The organism is Nocardia abscessus NBRC 100374 (assembly GCF_000308455.1).
In the GTDB taxonomy this organism is placed as follows: domain Bacteria; phylum Actinomycetota; class Actinomycetes; order Mycobacteriales; family Mycobacteriaceae; genus Nocardia; species Nocardia abscessus.
Map to the genome: position 1 here is coordinate 41,190 of NZ_BAFP01000109.1, position 21,471 is coordinate 62,660.

The 21,471-nt window shown below is 68.5% G+C and carries 23 protein-coding genes and 1 pseudogene; 13 read left to right on the forward strand and 11 right to left on the reverse strand.

The features are described 5' to 3' along the window. Window positions 1–19: 19 nt before the first annotated feature. The 6 genes from ON19_RS22005 (at window position 20) to ON19_RS22030 (ending at window position 3,750) form a co-directional block, all read left to right on the forward strand. The gene (locus ON19_RS22005; RefSeq protein ID WP_083899541.1) at window positions 20–982 is read left to right on the forward strand and encodes a hypothetical protein; all 963 of its coding nucleotides are present in this window, start codon (window positions 20–22) and stop codon (window positions 980–982) included. Next, the gene (locus ON19_RS22010; protein WP_043696063.1) at window positions 979–1,425 is read left to right on the forward strand and encodes an ABA4-like family protein; all 447 of its coding nucleotides are present in this window, start codon (window positions 979–981) and stop codon (window positions 1,423–1,425) included. Before ON19_RS22005 ends, ON19_RS22010 begins: the two co-directional genes overlap by 4 nt. Continuing rightward, the gene (locus ON19_RS22015) at window positions 1,422–1,964 is read left to right on the forward strand and encodes a DoxX family protein (RefSeq protein WP_174377718.1); all 543 of its coding nucleotides are present in this window, start codon (window positions 1,422–1,424) and stop codon (window positions 1,962–1,964) included. Before ON19_RS22010 ends, ON19_RS22015 begins: the two co-directional genes overlap by 4 nt. A gap of 56 nt (window positions 1,965–2,020) precedes the next feature. Next, the gene (locus ON19_RS22020; protein ID WP_051169162.1) at window positions 2,021–2,311 is read left to right on the forward strand and encodes a hypothetical protein; all 291 of its coding nucleotides are present in this window, start codon (window positions 2,021–2,023) and stop codon (window positions 2,309–2,311) included. Further along, on the forward strand, window positions 2,311–2,637 hold the full coding sequence (locus ON19_RS22025; RefSeq protein ID WP_063709477.1) for a DUF6463 family protein: 327 nt from the start codon (window positions 2,311–2,313) through the stop codon (window positions 2,635–2,637). The genes ON19_RS22020 and ON19_RS22025 overlap by 1 nt, the downstream gene beginning before the upstream one ends. A 159-nt stretch (window positions 2,638–2,796) precedes the next feature. Beyond that, window positions 2,797–3,750 carry an alpha/beta hydrolase gene (locus tag ON19_RS22030; protein WP_227954653.1) on the forward strand — a complete coding sequence of 318 codons (954 nt, stop codon included), beginning with the start codon at window positions 2,797–2,799 and terminating at the stop codon, window positions 3,748–3,750. 14 nt (window positions 3,751–3,764) lie between these two features. Here the strand turns inward: ON19_RS22030 and ON19_RS22035 are convergent, their stop codons facing one another. Then, a complete protein-coding gene (locus ON19_RS22035) occupies window positions 3,765–5,189 on the reverse strand; it encodes an MFS transporter (RefSeq protein WP_051169164.1) in 1,425 nt (474 codons plus the stop codon). 78 nt (window positions 5,190–5,267) lie between these two features. On the opposite strand from ON19_RS22035, the gene ON19_RS22040 reads away from it, so the two are divergent. Continuing rightward, on the forward strand, window positions 5,268–5,888 hold the full coding sequence (locus ON19_RS22040) for a TetR/AcrR family transcriptional regulator (RefSeq protein WP_083899542.1): 621 nt from the start codon (window positions 5,268–5,270) through the stop codon (window positions 5,886–5,888). Here the strand turns inward: ON19_RS22040 and ON19_RS22045 are convergent. Beyond that, window positions 5,873–7,369: an MFS transporter gene (locus tag ON19_RS22045; RefSeq protein WP_083899543.1), complete on the reverse strand. Its 1,497-nt coding sequence runs from the start codon at window positions 7,367–7,369 to the stop codon at window positions 5,873–5,875. The two genes, ON19_RS22040 and ON19_RS22045, sit on opposite strands and share 16 nt — an antisense overlap. A 112-nt stretch (window positions 7,370–7,481) precedes the next feature. Between ON19_RS22045 and ON19_RS22050 the strand changes: the two genes are divergently transcribed. Next, on the forward strand, window positions 7,482–8,381 hold the full coding sequence (locus tag ON19_RS22050) for a LysR family transcriptional regulator (RefSeq protein ID WP_043696383.1): 900 nt from the start codon (window positions 7,482–7,484) through the stop codon (window positions 8,379–8,381). Between the two features lie 2 nt (window positions 8,382–8,383). On the opposite strand, the gene ON19_RS22055 is transcribed toward ON19_RS22050, so the two are convergent. Continuing rightward, complete coding sequence (locus ON19_RS22055; protein ID WP_051169191.1) at window positions 8,384–9,451, reverse strand: ADP-ribosylglycohydrolase family protein; 1,068 nt, start codon at window positions 9,449–9,451, stop codon at window positions 8,384–8,386. Between the two features lie 124 nt (window positions 9,452–9,575). On the opposite strand from ON19_RS22055, the gene ON19_RS22060 reads away from it, so the two are divergent. Further along, window positions 9,576–10,226 carry a TetR/AcrR family transcriptional regulator gene (locus ON19_RS22060; RefSeq protein WP_043696071.1) on the forward strand — a complete coding sequence of 217 codons (651 nt, stop codon included), beginning with the start codon at window positions 9,576–9,578 and terminating at the stop codon, window positions 10,224–10,226. 75 nt (window positions 10,227–10,301) lie between these two features. Here ON19_RS22060 and ON19_RS22065 read toward each other — a convergent pair whose 3' ends face one another. The 6 genes from ON19_RS22065 to ON19_RS22090 all read right to left on the reverse strand — a co-directional run bounded on the left by ON19_RS22065 (window position 10,302) and on the right by ON19_RS22090 (window position 15,286). Next, window positions 10,302–10,613 carry a hypothetical protein gene (locus tag ON19_RS22065; protein WP_051169165.1) on the reverse strand — a complete coding sequence of 104 codons (312 nt, stop codon included), beginning with the start codon at window positions 10,611–10,613 and terminating at the stop codon, window positions 10,302–10,304. After that, window positions 10,610–11,170, reverse strand: a complete 561-nt coding sequence (locus tag ON19_RS22070) for an RNA polymerase sigma factor (RefSeq protein WP_043696074.1) — start codon at window positions 11,168–11,170, stop codon at window positions 10,610–10,612. Before ON19_RS22070 ends, ON19_RS22065 begins: the two co-directional genes overlap by 4 nt. 183 nt (window positions 11,171–11,353) lie before the next feature. Then, window positions 11,354–12,238, reverse strand: coding sequence for a metal ABC transporter permease (locus ON19_RS22075; RefSeq protein WP_043696077.1), 885 nt, complete (start codon window positions 12,236–12,238; stop codon window positions 11,354–11,356). 26 nt (window positions 12,239–12,264) lie between these two features. Continuing rightward, window positions 12,265–12,999 (reverse strand): metal ABC transporter ATP-binding protein, encoded by a 735-nt coding sequence (locus ON19_RS22080; RefSeq protein WP_043696080.1) that lies wholly within the window; start codon window positions 12,997–12,999, stop codon window positions 12,265–12,267. Next, window positions 12,996–13,940: a metal ABC transporter substrate-binding protein gene (locus ON19_RS22085; RefSeq protein WP_083899544.1), complete on the reverse strand. Its 945-nt coding sequence runs from the start codon at window positions 13,938–13,940 to the stop codon at window positions 12,996–12,998. Before ON19_RS22085 ends, ON19_RS22080 begins: the two co-directional genes overlap by 4 nt. A gap of 98 nt (window positions 13,941–14,038) precedes the next feature. Next, on the reverse strand, window positions 14,039–15,286 hold the full coding sequence (locus tag ON19_RS22090; RefSeq protein ID WP_043696082.1) for a cytochrome P450: 1,248 nt from the start codon (window positions 15,284–15,286) through the stop codon (window positions 14,039–14,041). 237 nt (window positions 15,287–15,523) lie between these two features. Between ON19_RS22090 and ON19_RS22095 the strand changes: the two genes are divergently transcribed. Together ON19_RS22095 and ON19_RS22100 are read left to right on the forward strand one after the other, a co-directional pair. Further along, window positions 15,524–16,888: a flavin monoamine oxidase family protein gene (locus tag ON19_RS22095; RefSeq protein ID WP_043696391.1), complete on the forward strand. Its 1,365-nt coding sequence runs from the start codon at window positions 15,524–15,526 to the stop codon at window positions 16,886–16,888. Between the two features lie 63 nt (window positions 16,889–16,951). Next, the gene (locus ON19_RS22100) at window positions 16,952–17,842 is read left to right on the forward strand and encodes a class I SAM-dependent methyltransferase (protein ID WP_043696085.1); all 891 of its coding nucleotides are present in this window, start codon (window positions 16,952–16,954) and stop codon (window positions 17,840–17,842) included. A gap of 10 nt (window positions 17,843–17,852) precedes the next feature. Here the strand turns inward: ON19_RS22100 and ON19_RS22105 are convergent, their stop codons facing one another. Further along, on the reverse strand, window positions 17,853–18,668 hold the full coding sequence (locus ON19_RS22105; protein ID WP_043696088.1) for a DUF1206 domain-containing protein: 816 nt from the start codon (window positions 18,666–18,668) through the stop codon (window positions 17,853–17,855). A 198-nt stretch (window positions 18,669–18,866) separates the two neighbouring features. Next, window positions 18,867–19,040: pseudogene (locus tag ON19_RS43915) on the reverse strand (MmyB family transcriptional regulator); the annotation flags it as partial. A gap of 192 nt (window positions 19,041–19,232) precedes the next feature. On the opposite strand from ON19_RS43915, the gene ON19_RS22110 reads away from it, so the two are divergent. Next, on the forward strand, window positions 19,233–20,042 hold the full coding sequence (locus tag ON19_RS22110; RefSeq protein WP_043696091.1) for an alpha/beta fold hydrolase: 810 nt from the start codon (window positions 19,233–19,235) through the stop codon (window positions 20,040–20,042). After that, the gene (locus ON19_RS22115; RefSeq protein WP_043696094.1) at window positions 20,039–21,295 is read left to right on the forward strand and encodes a PP2C family protein-serine/threonine phosphatase; all 1,257 of its coding nucleotides are present in this window, start codon (window positions 20,039–20,041) and stop codon (window positions 21,293–21,295) included. Before ON19_RS22110 ends, ON19_RS22115 begins: the two co-directional genes overlap by 4 nt. Window positions 21,296–21,471 lie beyond the last annotated feature (176 nt).

A 21,471-nucleotide genomic window follows, 5' to 3' on the forward strand; every position in this document is an offset into this window, starting at 1 on the left:
TTCCGAAAGGTCCGACGCAGTGACCACCCTTCACCAGCGCTTCCCCGCACTGTCCTGGCATCGCCCGCTGATGCTGCTCGCCGTCGCCATGGCGCTGCTGGTCGTCTGGTCGATCGGCGGCATGATCGTCGACGACCGCACCCTGACCGGGTTGCCGATCTGGGCGAAATCGGCCAAGTTCGCCCTGTCGGTCCTGATCTACGCCGTCACATGGGCCTGGCTGATCGCCCAGCTCACTCGCTGGCGCCGAATCGCCTGGTGGGCGGGCACGGTCGCGGCGCTCGGCCTGGCGCTCGAACTGGTCGTCATCACCACCCAGATCGCGCGGGGCACGACCAGTCACTTCAATTTCACGACGCCGTTGAACGCGGCGCTGTGGCAGATCATGGGGTCCTCGATCGTGGTGGTCTGGGTCGCCACCTTGATCGCGTCGGCCGCGTTGTTCGTCGACCCGGTCACCGACCCCGCCCGCAATGTCGCGATCCGCTTGGGCACCGTGCTGTCACTCGCGGGCGCCGCGCTCGGAATGCTGATGGTGCCGGCAACGCCCGAACAGCGCGCGGAGGGCGGGCCGATCAGCGGCGCCCACACCGTCGGGCTTCCCGACGGCGGGCCCGGGCTGCCCGTTCTGGGTTGGAGTACCGCCGGAGGCGATCTGCGCATTCCGCATTTCATCGGAATGCATGCGCTGCAGGTGCTTCCGCTGCTGCTGCTCGCCCTCGAGTACGGGTCGCGACGGATGCCGGCCCTGCGGTCGGCAGCCACCAGGCGACGACTCGTCGTGATCGCCGCGGCGACCTACGCCGCGCTGCTCGCGGTGCTGACCTGGCAGGCGCTGCGCGGCCAGTCGGTGGTCCACCCCGATGCGGCGACCCTGCTGGTCCTCGCCGCCGTCGCGCTCGGCGCAGCCGTGTCCACAGCGGCGGCAATGCGCCCGAAAAACGTTGCGATGAACGGACTCCCGGTCGGGGCGAGCCGATGACGGAATTGCTGTTCGACCTCACCTTCTGGTTCGCCGCGCCGTTCTGGGCACTGATGATCCTGGCGCCGCGGTGGCAGCGGACCGGTGCGATCATCGCGTCACCGCTCATCTGCCTACCGCCCCTGATCATCTACGCGGCGCTGGTCGCGCCCGAGCTCGGCTCGTTCGCCGCGGCGCTCGTGGACCCGGAACTGTCCGGGCTGCGCGAAGTGCTCGGCCAGGAGTCCGGGGCAGCGGCGGCGTGGGCCCACTTCGTGGCCTTCGACCTGTTCCTCGGACGCTGGATCTTCCAGGACAGCCGGGCGCGCGGCCGGTCACCTCTGCTGATCAGCCCGCTGCTCGTGCTCACCATCCTGTTCGCGCCGATCGGCGTCCTGCTCTACCTGCTCGTCCGACTCACCACGAAACCGGCGCCCGACCGGACCCTCGCCACGGAGGCATGATGGAAACCCTCGTCGTTCTGCTGACCACCCTGTTGCTGCTGCGCACGGCGGGCGCGCTCGGCGCGCGCCGGTTCGATGCCTGGCCCACCTGCGGCGCCTACGCCCTCGGCGTCATGCTGATCATGACCGGCACCACGCATTTCCTTCCCGAGGCGTTCGCCGGATCCCCCGCTCCGACCCACGCCGATTTCCTCCCGATGGTGCCGCCGTTCGTCCCGTTTCCCGGACCGATGATCTACCTGACCGGCGTCCTGGAACTGCTCGGCGCGGTGGGCCTGTTCCTCGCTAGGACGCGCCGGCCCGCAGGGCTCGGGCTCGCCGCCCTGTTCGTGGTGATGCTGCCCGCCAACATCTACGTGGCCGTCTCCGACGTGCCGTTCAACGGCGCGCCCGCGACACCGCTGTGGGCACGCATCCCGGAACAGGCGCTGTACATCGGCGTCGCCCTGTGGGCGGCCGGAGTCCTGCGGTTCCCACGGCGAGGCGGCCGGGACCTGAGCAGTCACGCGGGCAGCACTCCGAGCCATCGAGCGGCCTGACCGAAGAGCAGCGCGACATCCCCGCGGCCGACCGGCTGGCCCGGCTGACCGAACTTGTGCTCGCAGGTCAGGACGCGGACAACGCGGTGGAAATCGCCATGCGCGCCTGGGCGATGCAAGACCCGCAGGTCAATCGGATCCAGCAGCACGTGGACCGCAGACGGGTCGAATATCTCGAGTCACTGTTGCGCGACATCGCCGACAACGACGACGAGAGCCGACTACTGGCGCGCCTGCTCTACCTCGCTCAGGTCGGCGCACAACAGGTCGTTCCTCCGCTGCCCGCCGAGGACATTGCCGATATCTACGCCTTGGTGCTGCGGATGGCGAACCGGAAGGAGAACTGATGCCCGCGCTCGGCCCCTGGGTCCCCCGCCTGATCTTCGCCGCGGCGGCAATCCATTTCGGGTACGCGTTCATCCAGCCCAACGACTGGTCCGGCATCGCGGCCGGAGGATTCCTGGCGACCGCGTCCGACACCACCGATCCCAGCTACTTCGCCCGCGATGCCAGCGTGTGGTTCATGATGTGCGGCATAGCGATGCTGTCCATCGGCGCCCTCACCCGCAACGCGCTCGCCGCCACCGGCCGCGTCCCGGCCCACGTGGGCTGGTGCTTGATCGCGATCGGAATCCCATTGACCCTCATCTATTTCCCGATCACCGGCGGTTGATTGATGCTCGCCATCGGTGCCGTCGCACTGGCCGCCGCATACCGTCCGGTGCAGCCGGGCGTGCTCGACTAGGTCGAGCAGCGCCCGGAATTCCCCCGCAGCAACCGAATTCGCGTCGGCGGGCGGCGTACGGCGCTCCGGGGTGGGTACAACGGAATAGTGAGTGCTTCTAAGTTTTTGGGCGCGCTCGTCAGCGCGCTGACGACCGCTGTGGCGGTGTCCGCCCTTTTCGTTCATCCTGCCGGAGCCGAACCCGCGGGTGCGCGTGTGGTCGGGGAGGTTCCGCTCGGCGGCTCGGTCTCGCAGATCGATGTCTACTCGCCGTCCATGGACCGGGTGGTCACCAATCGGGTGATCCGGGCGGCGGGCGGTGGCCCCGCCCCCACGCTGTATCTGCTCACCGGGATCGGGGGTGGGGTCGACGGGATCTCGTGGTGGGACGACACCGATGTCCGAGAGTTCTTCGCCGACAAACGCGTCAACGTCGTGATGCCGGTCGGCGGCGCCTACAGCATGTACACCGACTGGCTCGCCGACGACCCGGCGGTCGGGCGCAATCGCTGGCAGACCTATCTCACGCGCGAGCTGCCCGCCACGCTCGACACCGAACTCGGGACGACCGGGCGCAACGCGATCGCCGGGGTGTCGATGAGCGCCGCCTCCGCGATCGACCTCGCCATCCAGGCGCCCGAGGTGTACGGCGCGGTGGCGGCCTACAGCGGGTGCCCCTGGGCCGCGGACGCCGCGGGTGCGGCGATGGTCTCCGCGCAGGTCATCCGCGGCGGAGGCAACCCGGCGAATATGTGGGGATCACCGGGTGACGCGATCTGGCGGGCGCACGACGCTTTCGCCAACGCGGCCGCTCTGGCCGGGAAGACCATCTACCTGTCGGCCGCTTCCGGCACTCCGGGCCCGATCGACCGAGGCGGTCTGCCCTTCCCGCCGATCGAGGCGATCGCGAGTTCCTGCACGGCGGCCTTCGCCGATCGCCTCGAGCAGCTCGGACTACCGGCGATTCACGTCAACCGCTCGGAGGGCTCGCACACGTGGGGGCAATTCGAGACCGACCTGCACGATTCCTGGCCGCACCTGGCCGCCGCGCTCGGCGCGTGATCGAAGGTCTGCGCTCACTTCGCCTCCTCGGCCAAGGCGTCGGCGCGCGGTTCGGCTTCGGCACCTGCATCGGTAGCCGGAACGCGTAGCACCAGGACCGTGAGAAGGCAGCCGAGCAGTGCCAAGGCGGCCGCGGCGGCGAAGCCCGCTCGGATTCCGTCGACCGAAGTGCTGCCTGCCCTTTCGGTCACCGTCTGCGCCAGCAGGAGCACGGCCGTGACGCCGATCCCGGAGCCGACCCGCTGCGCCGTATTGACGACGCCTGCGGCGATGCCGCGATCCGCCTCGTCCACCGCCGTGACCGCCGGAACAGTGACACCCACGAACGCGGCCGGTAACCCGATGCCGAAAACGATCGCTCCGGGCAGCACGTCGACGAGGTAGAAGGTGTGTTCGGGCAACCGGGCGAACCACGTCAATGCCGCTGTCTGCAGCGCCATTCCGGTGGCCAGGACACCGCGGGGGCCGATCTTCGCGAGCAGGAACGGGATGAAGGTGCGAGAGACGACGATGTTGACCACCGCCACCGGCAGCACCGCCAACCCCGACGCCGTCGGACTGTAGCCCTGGGTGTTCTGCAGATAGAGCGCGAGCAGGGCGAAGGCGGGCACGTGCGCCGCGCCGACGAGCGCGTTCACCGCCGACGAACCGCTCACCTGACGAATCGCGAACAACCGCAACGGCATCAGTGGGTGCGGGCTGCGCAGCTCGATGACCAGGAAGCCTGCGAAGAGGACCGCACCGAGGACGAGTAGCGCGGAGGCGAGCGTCCGGGTGTCCGCATCGCCCCACGCCCCGATCGAGTATCCGATGATCAGCAGCGCGCCGGTTCCGGTGAGCGCGCCGGGCACATCGAGTCTTCCCGCCGCCCCCGTGCTCGTGGAGTCCGCGGGCAGTGCGCGCAGCAACGCCAGCGCGAGCAGCCCGACGGGCAGGTTGATCAGGAAGATCGACGGCCAACCGAAACCGTCGGTCAGCGGGCCGCCCACCGCGGTGCCGATCGCCGCACCCGCGGCGCCCATCGCGCTCCACACTCCGAACGCCCGGCGCCGCGCGGCCGGATCGGTGAACGCCGTGGTCAGCAGCGCCAGCTGCGCCGGAATCACCACGGCCGCACCGATGCCCTGCACGGCCCGCGCAGCGATCAGCAGCCACGCCGTGCCCGCGAATCCGGCCACGGCGGAGGCGACGGTGAACACCGCCAACCCCACGCCGAACATGCGGCGCGGTCCGTACAGGTCCGCCGCGCGCCCGCCCAACAGCATGAATCCGCCGAACGCGAGCAGATAGGCGTTCGTCACCCAGCCCAGCCCGGCTTCACCCAGGTGGAAGTGTCTGCCGATCTCCGGGAGCGCGACGTTCAACACCGTCGTGTCCAGGAAGATCACCAACTCCACCACGGTGATCAACAGCAGCCGCAATCGCCCTGTACCGCCCATCAGACAACCTTTCACTAGAGCATTGGCCTAGTGAAAGGTTTCATTAGAGCTGCGCTTTAGTCAAGTAGCATGTGCTCCATGTCGAAGAACACCGGAGTGCGCGCGGCCCGGACCTCGGCCAACCGGGCTCGCATGCTGGGTGCGGCGCGGGAACTGTTCACCACCCGCGGCTACACCGCGACCACCATGAAGGCCATCGCCGAAGAAGCCGGGATGGCCGTGCAAACCTTGTATTTCACGTTCGCCACCAAGCGCGCCATCCTGGCGGAGCTGCTCGATGTCGAAATCGCCGGCGACACCGAGCCCGTCGCCACGCTCGACCGGCCGTGGTTCGCCGAGGCCGTCGCCGCGCCTCCGCTCGACCAGATCCGGCTCCAGGTGGCAGCGGCGGGGACGATCCTGGCCCGGGTCACTCCCCTGCTGGAGACCGTCCGCTCGGCCGCGGCGATCGACGCGGAGCTGGCCGAACTGTGGCAGACCAATATCGCCCAGCGGCACACCGTGCAGCACCGCCTCGGCACGGCGCTCGCCGCCAAAACCCCACTGCGCGAAGGGATCGACCCCGACCGCGCCGCCGATATCGCCTTGGTTGTCCTCGCGCCCGAGACCTACCACCTACTCGTCCACCACCGGGGCTGGAGCAGCCGGGATTGGGAGGACTGGGCCGTCGACGCCCTGGTTCGTCAGCTACTGCCGTGATCGCGAGGAACCGCAGGAGTTTCCGCCGCAAGCGGCCGGAAGCGGGATCGTCGCATCCGCGGCGCCAGGACGGTCGCCAGTCCGAGGGCGACGAGAAGCGCTGCGACGGCGAAGGTTCCGTGCGTCCCCCGCGCCACCTGCTCCGGTGTGGCGGTGGTGACATCGCCCGAGCCCGCGGCAAAAGCGAAGACCGCTCCCATGACCGACGCGCCGGTGATGAGTCCCAAGTTGCGCGACAGGTTCAGCATGCCGGAAACCAAGCCGCGTTGCCGCGGGGCGACATCTTTCATGACCGCCGTGTTGTTGGCCGCTTGGAACAGCGCGTAGCCGGAAGTCGTGATCACCAGCGGTAGAACGTATCCGATGACCCCTGCGGACGTGGGCAGCACCGCGAGCGCAGTGGTGCCGCCGATGACGCCGCCGAGCCCGACGATGACCATGGTCCCGACCCCGAAGCGATCGGCGGCGCGCCCCGCGGGCACACCGGTGAGCGCGGACACGACCGGACCGGCCGACATCACCAGGCCGACGAGGGCCGGATCGAGATGCAAAGCACGGGAGAGGTGGAAGGGGCCCACGACGAGGGTGGTCATCACGACGGTCGAGACCAGTGCGCTCGTGGTCAGGCCCGCGGCCAGGACGGGATCTCGAAACATCGCGAGGGTGAGCAGCGGGGACGAGACGCGACGCTCCGCGATGACGAACAGCGCGAGGCACGCCGCGGAAATACCGAGCAACCCGATGCCGAGTGGGCCGAACGATGTCCCCTCGATCGTCATGGCCAGCGCGTAGGCGCCGAGGGTGACGGCCAGCAGCAACGTGCCGAGAACATCGAAACGCGGTGGCGCAGCGTTCGGTTCGGGCGCGGAAGCGGGCAGCGCACGGGCCGAGAGCGCGAGCGTGAGCAGCCCGAGCGGCACGACGACGAGGAAGATCGCCCGCCAGCCGAAGGCCGTGATGAGGATTCCGCCGATCGAGGGCCCCAGCGCGGTGCCGACCGCCGACATCGTCCCGAGCAGGCCCATGGCGCTGCCGGTGCGCTCCTTCGGGACGATATCGCCGACGAAGGCCATGGTCAGCGCCATCATGCACGCGGCGCCCGCTCCTTGCAGGCCGCGGGCGGCGACGAGAAAGGCGAGATTCGGGGCGAGACCACAGAGCAGGGTCGCGATCGTGAACAGGCTGATGCCGACGAGCAGTAAGCGTCGTCTACCGGCGATGTCACCGAGCCGGCCCGCGCCGACGATCAGTGTCGTGGTGGTGAGCAGATAGGCGATCACGACCCACTGGACCTCGTGGAAGGCCGCATCGAACGTCGCCGCCATGGTCGGCAGCGCGACGTTGGCGATGCTGATGCTCAGCGAGGGCAGCAGCATCGACAGTGCCGCCGCGAGCAAGCTCCAGGACGAGGGTGGACGGCGCGCGGGTGATGTCCGCACGAGCAATTCCGCTGGTTTCAAGACGATGACCTCTTCCGTCATGGGTGTCGTAGTGGACGGTAGGTCCGGTTCTCACATGGCGGAAGGCGCACAAATGGAAAGTTGTTTGTGCACCGAACGCCATGCCACGACGGTTCTGTGCGAGGGTGTGAGCATGGCGCGGCCCGATCTGAACTTGCTGGTCACCTTGGATGTGCTGCTCGAGGAGGGCAGCGTGACCCGGGCGAGCGAACGGCTCGCGCTCAGTCCGTCGGCGATGAGCCGCCAACTCGCGCGGCTGCGCCGGGCCACCGGTGACCCGCTGCTCGTGCGGGCCGGGCGCGGGCTGGTGCCCACACCGCGCGCGGTGGAACTGCGCGACCGCGTGCGCGGCCTGGTCCGAGAGGCCGAGGAGGTGCTTCGACCGGCCGAGAAGCTGGACCTGGCCGGGCTGGCGCGGGCGTTCACCGTGCGCAGCAGCGACGGGTTCGTGGAGCGGTTCGGCCCGGAACTGGTGGCCGAGGTGGGCCGCGCCGCTCCCGGCGTGCGACTGCGGTTCGTGCAGAAGACGAAGAAGGACACGGGGCCGCTGCGCGATGGCAGTGTCGACCTGGAGACCGGAGTCATCGAGCGCGAGCTGCCCCCGGACATCGCGAGCACACCGCTGTTCACCGACCGGTTCATCGGGGTGGTGCGCGGCGAGCATCCGTTCACCACCGGTGCGGTCACGACGGCCCGCTATGCCTCCGCACGGCATGTGAACATCTCACGGCGGAGTCTGGACGAGGGTCTGGTCGATGAAGCTCTGCACCCCACCGGCCACCGACGCGACGTCGTGACGGTCGTGGACGGCTTCGGCGCCGCCATAGCGCTGGCACGGGCCTCGGACCTGGTCGCGACGGTCCCACAGCGGCACACCACGAGCCTGCGGCAGGGCATGCACTCGTTCGCCCTGCCCTTCCGCGCTCCCGAGGTGACGGTGTCGTTGCTGTGGCACGTCCGGCTCCACGCGGACCCGGCTCACCGATGGCTGCGCAACTGTGTACTCGACGTGTGCCGACGAGCGCCGGAGTGACCTCAGAAACCCTCGTCGGCGGGATAGCGGGCGGCGAGCCCGGAACGGTCGCCGAGCCCGAAATTCATGACCAGATCGTCGGCGACCTGAACCAGCACGTCGCGCCCCTCGACCGCGGCCGCCCACTCCTGCGGCAATCCGGAGACCCCGTGGACGGCGCCGATCAGATTGCCTGCCACCGCACCCGTGGAGTCCGAGTCGCCGGAATGGTTCACCGACAGCAGCAGCGCCGCGCGCACGTCGCCGGTCCGGGCCGCGTGCAGGGCGCAGTACACCGCGATGGCCAGGCATTCCTCGGCGATCCACCCTTCGCCGACCGACTCGACCTGTTCGGCGGAGACCGCCTGCTCGGACAGCTCGACGGCTCGGGTCAGTGCCGCCACGGTTTCCGCACTCGCGGCAAAATCGGTGAGTTGAGCGATCGTCTCCCGCACCGCGATCGAGAGTTCGGTTCCGCCGATCACCCGATCGACCAGCGCCGCGAACGCACCGGCGGCGAGGTATCCGGTGGGATGCCCGTGGGTCAACTGCGCTGCCCGCGCGGACATGGTGAACGCGCGCTCGGGTCCCGCGCCGATCAGCCCGAACGGTGCGGACCGCATGACCGTGCCGCATCCCTTCGACTCGGGGTTCACCCGACCGGCTGCCCCGAGCGGGCGCGGCGGGAGGTACTCCCGCGCTTGCCGTTTCAGTCCGGACATGCACGCGTTTCCCGGTGCACGCACCGCGTAGAGAAACGGCAGGCTCGCCAGCCAGCCGTCGACCTCGGCCGCGGGCTCTTCCTGCAGCTGAGTGTGCAACCAGCGCAGATACGCTCGGTGCACCGCCCGCACCGGGTCGGCGCCCGGCGCCGAACGCAGCAGCGCTTCGGCGGTGAACAGCGTCATCTGGGTGTCATCGGTGATCTGCTGCGGCGCATCCTTGTCACGCGAAGGCAGGAAGCCCGTCACCCCGTCGGCGCCATATCGCCCGCGAATCTGGTCCAGCCGCAGGAATTCGATAGGCCACCCGAGCGCGTCACCGACCGCCCCACCCAGTAGTGACCCCCGGACTCGGTCGAAGACCGTCATGTAATCCACCACGAGACAACATCATCGACCATCCGGCACATGCTCGACAGGCGCAGCACGACATCGCGCATCGAGAACGGCCGGTGCGGGCTGCGAGAATGCGAGGGACCGAGAAGGAGACGCCATGGCCCGACCGCGGCGGCCGCTACTGACCCGCGACCGCATCATCGAGACCGCGCTCGCCCTCGTCGACGCCGAGGGCCTGGCCGCCGTCTCCACGCGGCGACTGGCCACCGAGCTGGGCGTGCAGGGACCGTCGCTGTACAACCACGTGCGCACCAAGGACGACCTCATCGATGCCGTGGTCGACGCCGTGCTGGGTGAGGTGGACATCTCGATGTTCGCCGAACTCTCGGCCGAGAATCCGGACTGGCGCTCATCGGTGCGTGATTGGGCACGCTCCTACCGGACCGCGATGGCCGCGCACCCGCACATCGTTCCCGCCCTGGCCGGCGGCCCCCGTCATCGACCCAACGCATTGCGCATGGCCGACGCGGTCTTCGGCGGCCTCGTCGCGGCGGGCTGGCCGCGCCGCGAAGCCACCACGGTCGGCACGACCATGCGATATTTCCTCACCGGAGCATCACTGGGATCGTTCGCCGCGGGCTTCCCCTCCGATGTCGCGGTGTACGCCGACGCGTATCCCCACCTGAACGAGGCGCACCTGCTGGCCGAGCGGCAGCAACGGATCGATCGGGATGCCTTCGAAGTCGGCCTGGAATCGCTGCTCGACGGGCTGGAGCGCCGGTACCGGCTCCTGGTCGGCGACGTGTGACTCGATCGCCACTCGCTCCTGAAACAGCCGGTCGGGCCAGCCGCCGACGCGTGCGCGACGGCTGGCCCCGCCGGGCTACCGGCCGAGCCGGTCGCCCGATCGGCCGGCGCCGTGTGCGGATCGAACGTCTCCGGCACCGGTCAGTCGGCACTGCCCGTCGTCACACGAACGCTGCAGCCGGCCCCGCGAGACGGTCTGCATCAGTCCGATCGCCCAGCACGTCGGGCACCCGCGCAGGGCGAGCAGGCCGGCGGGCGCGAGCAGCAAGCTGAACGCCCCGAATACCGGCATGAACGCGATCGCGCCGATCAGCGCGCCGAATCCCACGACGCCGCGTACCAGGTGCCGGGGCACCGAAGCGCTGGCGAAGCTCCGATCGTCGGTCACTGTGCGCTCCTTTCCGGAGTGGGGTGCGGTGTGTTCCGCAGTTCGTGCTGGACCGTCGCCCGTGCGCGGTGCAGCCGTGACTTCATCGCCGCGACGCTGAGGCCGAGCGTGCCCGCGACCATCCGGCCGCTGTAGCCCTGAACGTCGCGCATGATCAGCACCCGCCGCTGGTCGGCGGGCAGCGCGGCGATCACCGCCGCCACCCGGCCTGCTTCGAGCCGCTGCACGGCCTCGTCCTCGGCCGACGCGACGGCGGACTCCGGCTTCGGTTCGGGTCGCCGTGTCATCGTCCGCCACTGCCGCAGGCACTCGTTGCGGACGATGCGGAACATCCACGAGGCCAGCGCGCCGGAGGCTCGCAACGTCCCGATCTTGCGATAGAGCACGATCAGCGCTTCCTGTGCGGCGTCCTCCGCGTCTTCGGCGGAGGCGCACAGTGTGTGGGCGAACCGGCGCACATGCGGGTAGGAGCCCGATACCAGCGCGGTGATCGCCGCCGCGTCGCCTTCTCGGGCGGCGGTGACCAACTTCTCGTCAGGCCAGGTTCGGTCAGTCACGGGAGCGGCTCCAGCGGCGAAGCAGGGTCAAGCTACACCAGCCGACCAGCACGGCGGCGACGGCAATGGCGGCAATGATCACGACGACCTCCTCGAAGTTGTGCCGACCCGTTTGCCGGCACAACTATGAGAGGGCCGGATATCCCCGAAGGATTCACACCGATTGCCGGTACACCCGCGCCGTCACCCTCGAACGCTCACCGAGCCTGCCTTCTTCGCTCGGCGTGCCGCGGCGATCCGCCGCCCGATCACGCCTTGACCGGGCGCGAACAGGTACACGGCCGTGAAGACCAGCCCTTGGACGACGACGACCATGCCGCCCGGAGCCGTGTCGAGGTGATAGCTCAGGTACAGGCCCGTCACCGCGCAGGTCACCGAGACCGCGGGGGCGATGATCAGCATCCGGCCGAACCGGTCGGTGAGCAGGTAGGCCGTCGCACCCGGGATGATCAACATGGCCACCACGAGGACGACGCCGACCGCTTGCAGAGCGACCACGGCGGTGAGCGCCAGCAGGCCCAGCAGCGCCGTGCCGAGCAGCCGAGGACTGAGCCCGATCGCGTGCGCGTGAGTGGGGTCGAAGGCGTAGAGGGTGAAGTCGCGGCGTTTGAGAACGAGCGCGGCGAGGGTGATCGCGGCCAGGATCACGACCTGGACCAATTCGGAACGGCTGACACCGAGCAGGTTGCCGAACACGATGTGGTTGAGGTCGGTCTGGCTGGGCGTCACGGACACCAGCACCAGGCCGAACGCGAACAATGTCGTGAAGACGATGCCGATGGCGGCGTCCTCCTTGATCCGGCTGGTGTCGCGGACCAGGCCGATCAGCGCCACCGCCAGGAACCCGAACACGATGGCGCCCACCGCGAACGGCAGCCCGACGATGTAGGCCAGCACCACACCGGGCAGCACGGCGTGCGAGACGGCGTCCCCCATCAGCGACCACCCGATCAGCACCAGCCAGCACGACAGCACCGCGCACACCAGCGCCGCGGTCACGGTGGTGGCCAGCGCCCGCACCATGAACTCGTAACGCAGGGGGTCGACGAAGATTTCGGTCAAGCTCATACGCCTGTCTCACACTCGGCCGGGGTTCACACCCGGTTCATCACATCCAGGCCGAACGCCCTGGCCAGGTTCTCCGGCCGCAGGACCACGTCGGGTTCGCCGTGGGCCAGCACCGTGCGCATCAGCAACACCGCCTCGTCGGCCAGGCCGGGCAAGGCCTGCAGATCGTGCGTCGACACCAGGATCGTGGCGCCGTCGGCGGCGAGTTCACGCAGCAGCGCCGTGATCGTGGCCTCCGACCGTTTGTCGACGCCCGCGAACGGTTCGTCGAGCAGCAGGACGGTCGCGCCCTGTGCCAGTCCGCGCGCGAGGAAAGCGCGTTTCTTCTGGCCGCCGGACAACTGGCCGATCTGCCGGTCGGCCAGGTCGGTCAGTTCCACGCGTTCCAAGGCGTGCGCGACGGCGTCGCGATCGGCCTTGCGGGCACGGCGGGTGAAGCCGAGCCGGCCGTATCGGCCGGTCATCACCACGTCGCGCACCGAGAGCGGGAAGCTCCAATCGACGTCCTCGCTCTGCGGGACATAGCCGAGGATGCCCGCCCGGCGCGCCGCCACGGGTGCGCCGCCGTTGATCCGGACCGTGCCCCGGTCGGGCGCGACGAGGCCCATAATCGTCTTGAACAGCGTCGACTTACCGGAACCGTTCATCCCGATGAGACCGCAGACCCGGCCCGAGTGCACGGTCAGATCGACATCCTCGAGCGCGGGCGCCTCGCCGTAGTGGACGGTGACCCCCCGCACCTCGATCGCGGGCGCGTTCACGGCCTGCGACCCGTCAGCGCGGTGCCGATGGTCTGCGCGTCGTGCCGGAGCAGGGCCAGGTAGGTCGGTACCGGCCCGTCGGCTTCCGACAGCGAATCTACGTACAGCACGCCCCCGAACGCCGCGCCGGTGGCCTCGACCACCCGGCGCATCGGCGCGTCCGACACCGTGGACTCGCAGAACACCGCGGGCACCCGCTGTTGGCGGACGAAGTCGATGGCCGACGCGATCTGCTGGGGAGTGGCCTGCTGCTCGGCATTGACCGCCCAGATGTACTTCTCGGTGAGACCGGCGTCGCGTGCCAGGTAGGAGAAGGCGCCCTCGCAGGTCACCAAGGCTCGCTCGTTCGGCGGCAGCGCGTTCAACGTGCGGGTCAGTTCGTCCTGCACCTGGCGCAGTTCGGTCTTGTACCGCTCCCCGTTGGCACGGAAGTCGGCCGCGTGGCCGGGTGCGAGATCGCTGAACGCGCGCACCATGTTGTCGACGTAGATCTGCGCGTTCTGCGGCGACATCCACGCGTGCGGGTTCGGTTTGCCCTGGTAGGCGTCCTCGCGGATCGGCATCGGGGCCACGCCCTCGCTGACCACGACGTGTGGCACCCGCACGTCGGAGACGAACTGGGCGAACCACGCCTCCAGGTTCAAGCCGTTGTCCACGATCAGGTCGGCCTTGGACGCTTTCTTGATGTCGCCGGGCGTGGGCTCGTAGCCGTGGATCTCCGCACCCGCCTTGGTGATCGACTCCACGGTCAGATGCTCCCCGGCCACGTTCCTCGCGATGTCCGCCAGCACCGTGAACGTGGTGAGCACCACCGGCCGTTCGTTGGGTCCGGCCCCGCTGCCTGCGCAGGCGGTGAGCGTGAATGCCAACGCGGCCACGGCGATTGCCGCCGCCCATCGGCGCGGAGACAGGGCGAGCGAACGGTGGAGCCGAACCTTCATATACCGAGGTTAATGTTCGCCTACCCGAACTTTCAAGTTCGAGTCATTGAAGTGGGCTCCGCCCTTTACTTCCAGCCGCCGGAACGACCGTCCGCGCACTACGGCAGCAGCAGCGGCGGCGACTCCGGAAAGACGACCGGCAGGGCGGTCAGCGCCCGGTGAAACGGACCAGGGCGCCAAGCCAGCTCGTCGGCCGGTACCGCGAGGCGCAGCTCCGGCAGCGCGTCGAGCAGCTGGTCGATGGCGTCCTGGGCGATCAGGTAGGCCAGTGAATTCGCGGGGCACACGTGCGGCCCGCCGCCGAAGGCGAGATGGGCACGATTACCCGCGTACTGGTCGGTGCTGATCGCGGGATCGGTGTTGCACGCGGCGATGCTGATCACCACCGGCTGGTGGGCGGGCAACCAGACGTCGTCGATCAGGATCGGCTGCTTCGGGAAGCTGAAGCAGAAGTTCGCCATCGGCGGATCGTTGAACAGCACCTCGTCCAGCGCGTCCCGGGTCGACAGGCTGCCGCCCAGCACACTGCCGCCGAACCGCTCGTCGGTGAGAATCAGCAGCAGAGTGTTGACGATCAGATTCTGCTGCGGCTCGATGCCCGCGCCGTACAGCGTGCCGAGCTGATGCACCATCTCGGTGTCGCTCAGCCCGGCCGGGTGCGCGAGCATCCGACTCGCGATGTCGTCGCCGGGTTCGGCCCGTTTCAGCAGCGTCAGCTCCCCGAGCGAATCGATGAGCATCTTGTTCCCGCGTTCCGCCTCGACACCCTCGAAGATCGCGGCCATGCCGGTCGCGGCGCGCTGCGCGATCTCGGCCGGACAACCCAGCAAGGCGTTCAGCACCGCGAACGCGAGCGGAAAGGCGTACTGGCGCACCACATCCGCGGTTCCGTCCGCGCAGAACGAGTTGATCAGCGGTACCGCCAGCTGCGCGACGGTGTCGCGCAGGCCGTAGAGATCGACCTTCTCCAGACCCGCGACGTTGGCTTGTCGATAGCGGGCATGCTCGGCTCCGGCATTCCGCAACGCGTTCGGCCGCCACTGCATCATCGGCAGCACCGGGCAGTCGGCGGCGATGTTCTGCTGCCATGTGCGCGGGTCGGCCGGAAAGTGGTCGGGATCGTTCACGATCCGCACGGCGTTGTGGTAGCCGATCACCAGGGTGGCCGGTACGCCCGGCGCCAGCTCCACCGGCGCCAGCGATCCGTACCGGGCCCGCATCCGCCGATAGGCGCTGTGCGGATCCGCCGCGAATTCCGTTGAGTACAGCGGAATCCGCGGGCCGGCGGTGTCGATCGGCGAACCATGCGGTGCACGGCTGTGCGCGGAGGACGGGGACATCGTCATCGGAGGAGCTCCAGGCAGTCGGCAACAAGCTTCGTGAGCCTAGGCAGCTTGCCGGCCGCGCGTACCGGAAACGGCAGGAGATGCCCGGGAAACGGTGTTCGCTATAGAATTGCTGAAGATTCGACGCGTAGACCTGATCGAAGGTTGTCCGCACCCGCTGTGTCGAGGGTGCGCCCGATCGAGCGCGGGTCGCACGGCGGCCGTGCGCGGTACTGCAACACGACAGGACGGCACGCTATGACAGACGTCGACTTTTGCGTAATCGGCGGGGGATTCGCGGGATTGACGGCCGCGCTGCGGCTGAAACAAATGGGTCGATCCGTCGCACTGCTGGAAGCCAGGGACCGGCTCGGCGGGCGCACGTTCACCGAAGTGCGGGAGGACGGGTCGTGGATCGATCGGGGCGGCGCCTGGATCGGGCCGGGTCAGGACCGGATCCAGGCATTGATGACCGAATTCGGGGTACCGAGTTACAAGCAGTACACCGACGGCGAAGCAATGATGGTGGTCGACGGCAAACAACACCGCTACACGGGCACGATTCCCTGGACCATGAGCCCTTGGGCGGCGATGAACCTCGGTGCGGTGTTCCTGGAGCTGGGACATATGTGCAAGTCGGTTCCCCTGGAAGCGCCGTGGGCAGCGAAGAAGGCCGACAAGTGGGATCAGGTCAGTCTGGCGCACTGGCTGGAAAGCAATCTCCTCTCCAAGCCCGCTCACGATTTGCTCGAGACGGCCATAGCCGGCTGCTACACCTCCGCGGCTTCGGAAGTCTCGTTGCTTTTCGTGCTGTACCAGATGGCGTCGGGTGGCGGGCCGAGCTTCGTTCTGGGCGTCAAGGACGCAGCCCAGGATGCCCGGCCGGTCGGGGGAATGGGCGCGATCTACCGGCCGATGGCGGCCGAACTCGGGGATTCGATCCACCTCTCGCAGCCGGTCCGGTGCATCCATCAGGACGCCGACGGGGTGCGGGTTCGCGCGGAGGATCTGACGGTGCGCGCCCGGCGCGCGATAGTCGCGGTTCCGCTGGCGATCGCCGACAAGATCTCCTACAAGCCGATGTTGCCCGTCGATCGCTCGTTCCTGCACCAGCGGATGCCGAGCGGCTCGATCATCAAGACCTCCGTCGTCTACGACGAACCGTTCTGGCGCGCCGACGGGCTGTCGGGCCAGTCGGCCGCCCCTGGCTCACCGGCGACGATCACTATCGACGCGTGCACGGATACCGGGCGACCGGGCGTGCTGTGCGTGATCATCGAGGGCCCCATCGCGCGGCAGGTGGGCCGGCTCGACGACGCGGAGCGCCGAGGCGCTGTTCTCGGCGCGCTCGTCGAGCGATTCGGCCGGAAGGCAGGCTCCCCCGTCGACTACATCGAGCAGAACTGGAGCGCCGAGCGCTATTCCGGAGGGGGAATGCTCAGCCACGCGCCCACCGGGGTGCTCACCCAATTCGGCCATGCGCTGCGTGAGCCGTGCGGCCGCATCCATTGGGCGGGCACCGAGAGTTCCGCGGTCATGTGCGGCTGGATCGACGGGGCCATCCGCTCGGGCGAACGCGCGGCCAGCGAAGTGCTGGAGCACGAGACCGCCGTGGTGGGCTGAGCAGCCCACCGGCTCGATTGTCGGGTTCAAAGTCTGTCGATGCGATCGGTAGGTGCAGCGGATATGCGAACTGATGGAGACATGTGGGACATCGTCAGTAGCGTGGGACTGACCGCGCTCGGGGTCGCGACGTTCCGGGCGCTGGAAGCGACCTCTCCCGATCCTCTGATCCAAGACGACTACGCGCCGCTTTTCGTCGCGGCCTCGGGTCATTCCCATTTCATCGGGCTGCTGGCAGATCCTTCCCCGCTCGCCGACATACCGCTGGTCCCCGGATTCATGGGTGTGCGGACGAGATTCTTCGACGAGTTCTTCTCGGCGGCCGCGGCGGACGGAGTCCGGCAAGCCGTGATCGTGGCCGCGGGACTGGATGCGCGGGCGTATCGCCTCGACTGGCCCGCGGGTACCACGGTGTTCGAGATCGATCAGCCCAAAGTGCTGGAATTCAAGGAGAAGGTGCTCACCGAGAACGGTGCGCGACCGAAAGCCGATCGGCGCACGGTGGCCGTCGACCTGCGTGCGGACTGGCCCGCAGCCCTCCGCGGCGCGGGGTTCGACCCTGGCGAACCCACCGCATGGTCGGCCGAGGGGCTCCTGCCCTACCTTCCGGGTGCGGCGCAGGACAAGTTGTTCGAGCACATCGACGAATTGTCCGCACCGGGCAGCCGGCTCGCCGTGGAGAGCTTCGTGACCGGCGTCGACGTCAAACGCCTCACGAGCATCGAGTCGAAGTATTTCGGCAACTTCAGCCCGTTCGGCGATGTCGACCCGGCCGAGCTGTTCTACGACGACGAGCGGGCCGATCCAGCGCAGTGGCTGACCGAGCGCGGCTGGTCGGTGCGTGGCTTCAGTTCGAGCGAGCTGGCCGCATCCTACGGCCGATCCGTCCCGGAACTCCCGGAGGAACTCGACGAACTCTGGCGGCAACCCAGGCTGCTGACCGCGGCGCGCTGACCGGTGGGCCCTACATCTTCGCGTTGCGGGCCATGACGAAACTGTAGAGCCCGTAGGTGATGATGCCCAGCCCGGCGACGAGCAGCAGAGCCACGCCGAACGGTTGCGCGCCGAGCGTCTTCAAGGCGCCGTCGAGGCCGGCGGACTTGTTCGGATCGGATCGGGTCGCGGCGAGGATCACCAGTAACCCGACCGCGGCGACCGCCAGTCCTTTCGCGACATATCCCACGGTGCCCAGCCGCCGCACGGAGGCGCTCGGGGTCCCGTGCAGATCGTCGAGGAAGTTCTGGCTCGCTCCTTTGTACACGTGGTAGCCGCCGACAGCGATGATGATCAGTCCACCCACGACGAGCGCGATCGTTCCCGCCGTGTGCTGCATCAGGCGTGCGGTGAGCCCGACACTCTGGCTGCTACTCGACTGTCCGCTGCCCTGTGCGAAACGGAATGCGGTGAATGCCAACGCGAGATAGACCGCGAACAGCGAAAACGCTTTCACGCGGTCGAACGCTTCGGACTTCTTGCTGTCGGAATAGGGCTTGGACGAACTGCCCAGGATCGCCTCCACCAGCCGCCACAGCGCCAACAGCAGGAAGGCGACCACAGCCACCCAGAGCGTGACGGCACCGCCCGGTTTGTCGGCCAGTTCCGCCATGGCGCCGGACTGATCGGCGTTGCCGCCCCCGCCACCGAGTGCGAGGCGGATGGCGATGTAGCCGATCAGCAGATGCACGATGCCGGACATGACGAAGCCCGCGCGGGCGAATCGCTCGAAGACGCCGTTCTGGGCGATCCGCCCTGCGGTGTCGGAAAAATTCGTGTGAGCCATGCTGCTTCTCCATACAGATAACGCGGCGCGGGCCGCTCGCAGAACATCGACCGGATACCCACGGCTGCGCGAAAACCACGCTCGATCCCGGTATCGGGCTGATCGCTGATCGCAACTGCCGACGACCAGCGCTAGGTCGTCAGCCTGGCGTCACGGAAAGCGACGGCGGCAGGCCCCGGAGGCGAGCATCTCGGGTGTTCACTCGCGTATGGGGGCCGGGTGGTCGCGGGTAGCTGCCCAGGTGGCGAGGAGTTTGAGACCGTCGGCGGCGGGCGAGTCGGCGGGTGCGGTGTAGACGACGAGGGTGAGACCGGGGTGGGCGGGGAACTCCATGGCTTCGAACTCGAGGTCGAGCCGTCCGACGGCCGGGTGGGGAACCGGGCAAGGTGTTCGACCGGGAAATCGGGCTCGACGCCATCGCCGATGGTTACCGAGCCATGGACACCCGCGAAGCCCTCGAGGTTCTGGTCCGCCCCTGATCGGGGGCCGCAGCGGACCCGTGCCCTCAGCAGCCGGAACGGTCGGGGGCGGGCATTCGCGCCCGATTTCTGCGAGGGTGTCTATGTGGAGTTACTGAGCCGGAACCATGTGAGCGTGAGCGGCAAGACCGGTGCGCCGGTGGTGGTACTCGCCCACGGATTCGGATGCGACCAGCAGATGTGGCGGCTGGTGGTGCCGACCCTGGAGCGGGATTTCACCGTCGTGCTGTTCGATCACGTGGGCGCGGGCCGCTCGGATCTGTCGGCGTGGACCCCGCAGCGGTACTCCAGCATGGACGGCTACGTCGAGGACGTGCTGGCGGTTCTTCGCGAACTGGAGCTGGGCCCAGTCGTCTTCGTCGGACACTCGGTGAGCGCGACGATGGGAGTGCTCGCCGCCGCGCGCGAGCCCGCCGCGTTCGCCGGACTGGTGCTGCTGGCGCCCTCGCCGTGCTTCATCGACGATCCCTCCACCGGATACCGGGGCGGTTTCAGCGCCGCCGACATCGAGGAACTCCTCGAGGCACTCGATGCGAACTATCTGGGCTGGTCGGGTGCGATGGCGCCGGTCATCATGGGCAACCCGGACCGCCCGGAGCTGGCCGAGGAACTCACCAACAGTTTCTGCCGCACCGACCCGGAGATAGCGCGCGTCTTCGCCCGCGTCACGTTCCTCTCCGACAACCGGGCCGACCTCGGCGCGGTGGGCGTGCCCACGCTGGTTCTGCAATGCTCCGATGACGCTATCGCCCCACTCGAGGTCGGAGCCTTCGTCCACGAGCAGATCCCCGGCAGCAGACTGGTGACCCTCACGGCGACCGGCCACTGCCCCCAGCTCAGCGCTCCGGCGGAGACCGCCGCCGCCATCGCCGCCTTCGCCCGCGGGACCGGATGACGAGCGCAGCGGACGACCGCGACGCCGGCTGTGGCCTCGGAGCCGAGCCGGACGACCACGCGGCGTTCGCCGCACTCCTCGAAGACAGCGTCGAGGACCTGTACGAGCACGCACCCTGCGGATACCTCTCCACCTCGCTCGACGGCCGCATCGCCAAGGTGAATGCCACGCTGCTCGACTGGCTGGGTTACCGGCGCGAAGAACTGGTCGGCCGCAAACGATTCTCCGAGCTGCTCACCGTGGGTGGCCGGCTCTATCACGAGACCCACTTCGCTCCCCTGCTCCGCATGCAGGGCGAAGTCCGCGGCATCGCCTTGGAAATGAAGACCACCGACGGTCGCCGACTACCCGTGCTGGTGACCTCCCAGGTCAAAACCGGCAGCCAGGGACAGCCGCTACTGATCCGCACCACAGTCTTCGACGCCCGCGAACGCCGCGCCTACGAGACCGAACTGCTACGGGCACGGCGCGAAGCCGAGCAGGAACGCGAGCGCCTCCAACGCCTGAACGCGACTCTGCAGGCCACACTGCTACCACCCCAACTGCCCGAGGTCCCCGGCCTCGAGGTCGCCGCGCACTACCACATCGCCTCAGCCGACGAGGTCGGCGGCGACTTCTACGATCTGTTCCCCATCGACGGCGACACCTGGGGAATGTTCCTCGGCGACGTCTGCGGCAAAGGCGCCCCCGCCGCGGTACTCACTTCAGTGGCCCGCTACACACTGCGCACCGCCACCGCCTACACCCGCGATCCGGCCGCAGTACTCGACACGCTCAACACCACCCTCATCGAGCGGGACCACGACCACAACCGACGGTTCTGCACGATCATCTTCGGACTGATCACACCCACTCCCCACCGCGGAGGCTGCGACATCACCCTCGCCGGCGGCGGGCACCCCCCGGCACTGCTCTTACATCCCGACGGCAATGTGCAGGAGTTGCACACCCGGGGCGGTCAACTCATCGGGGCGATCCCGCACGCCCAGATCGTCACCAGAAGCGTCCGGCTCGAGGCCGGGGAAACACTGCTTCTCTACACCGACGGACTCACCGAAGCTCGCACCACCGCGAACGGTGGTCGCTACAGCGACCGAGCCCTCGTCGAATTCGTGCGCGCCCTCGCTCCGGTCACGGCCTCCCGCACCGTCGAAGCGCTCCGAGAACTGCTCGGCTCCTTCGGATCCGGGTTGGAAGACGACACGGCCGTTCTGGCCATCCACGCGCTGCCTCCACCCGACACTGCGCGCTGAGCGGCTGCGATTCGGCCTAACCGAGGCGTCCCTGCGGCCCGCAGTGCGCCGCCGACTCCCCCGCTCGCGGTGAGTTCCTTCCTATCGAGCATTTCGCGATCCTTACTTCGGCTCGCGGGGTAGCCCGCCTCATCGAGGAGACGAAATGCACCGCGCGCTTGTGACATTCGCGTCCG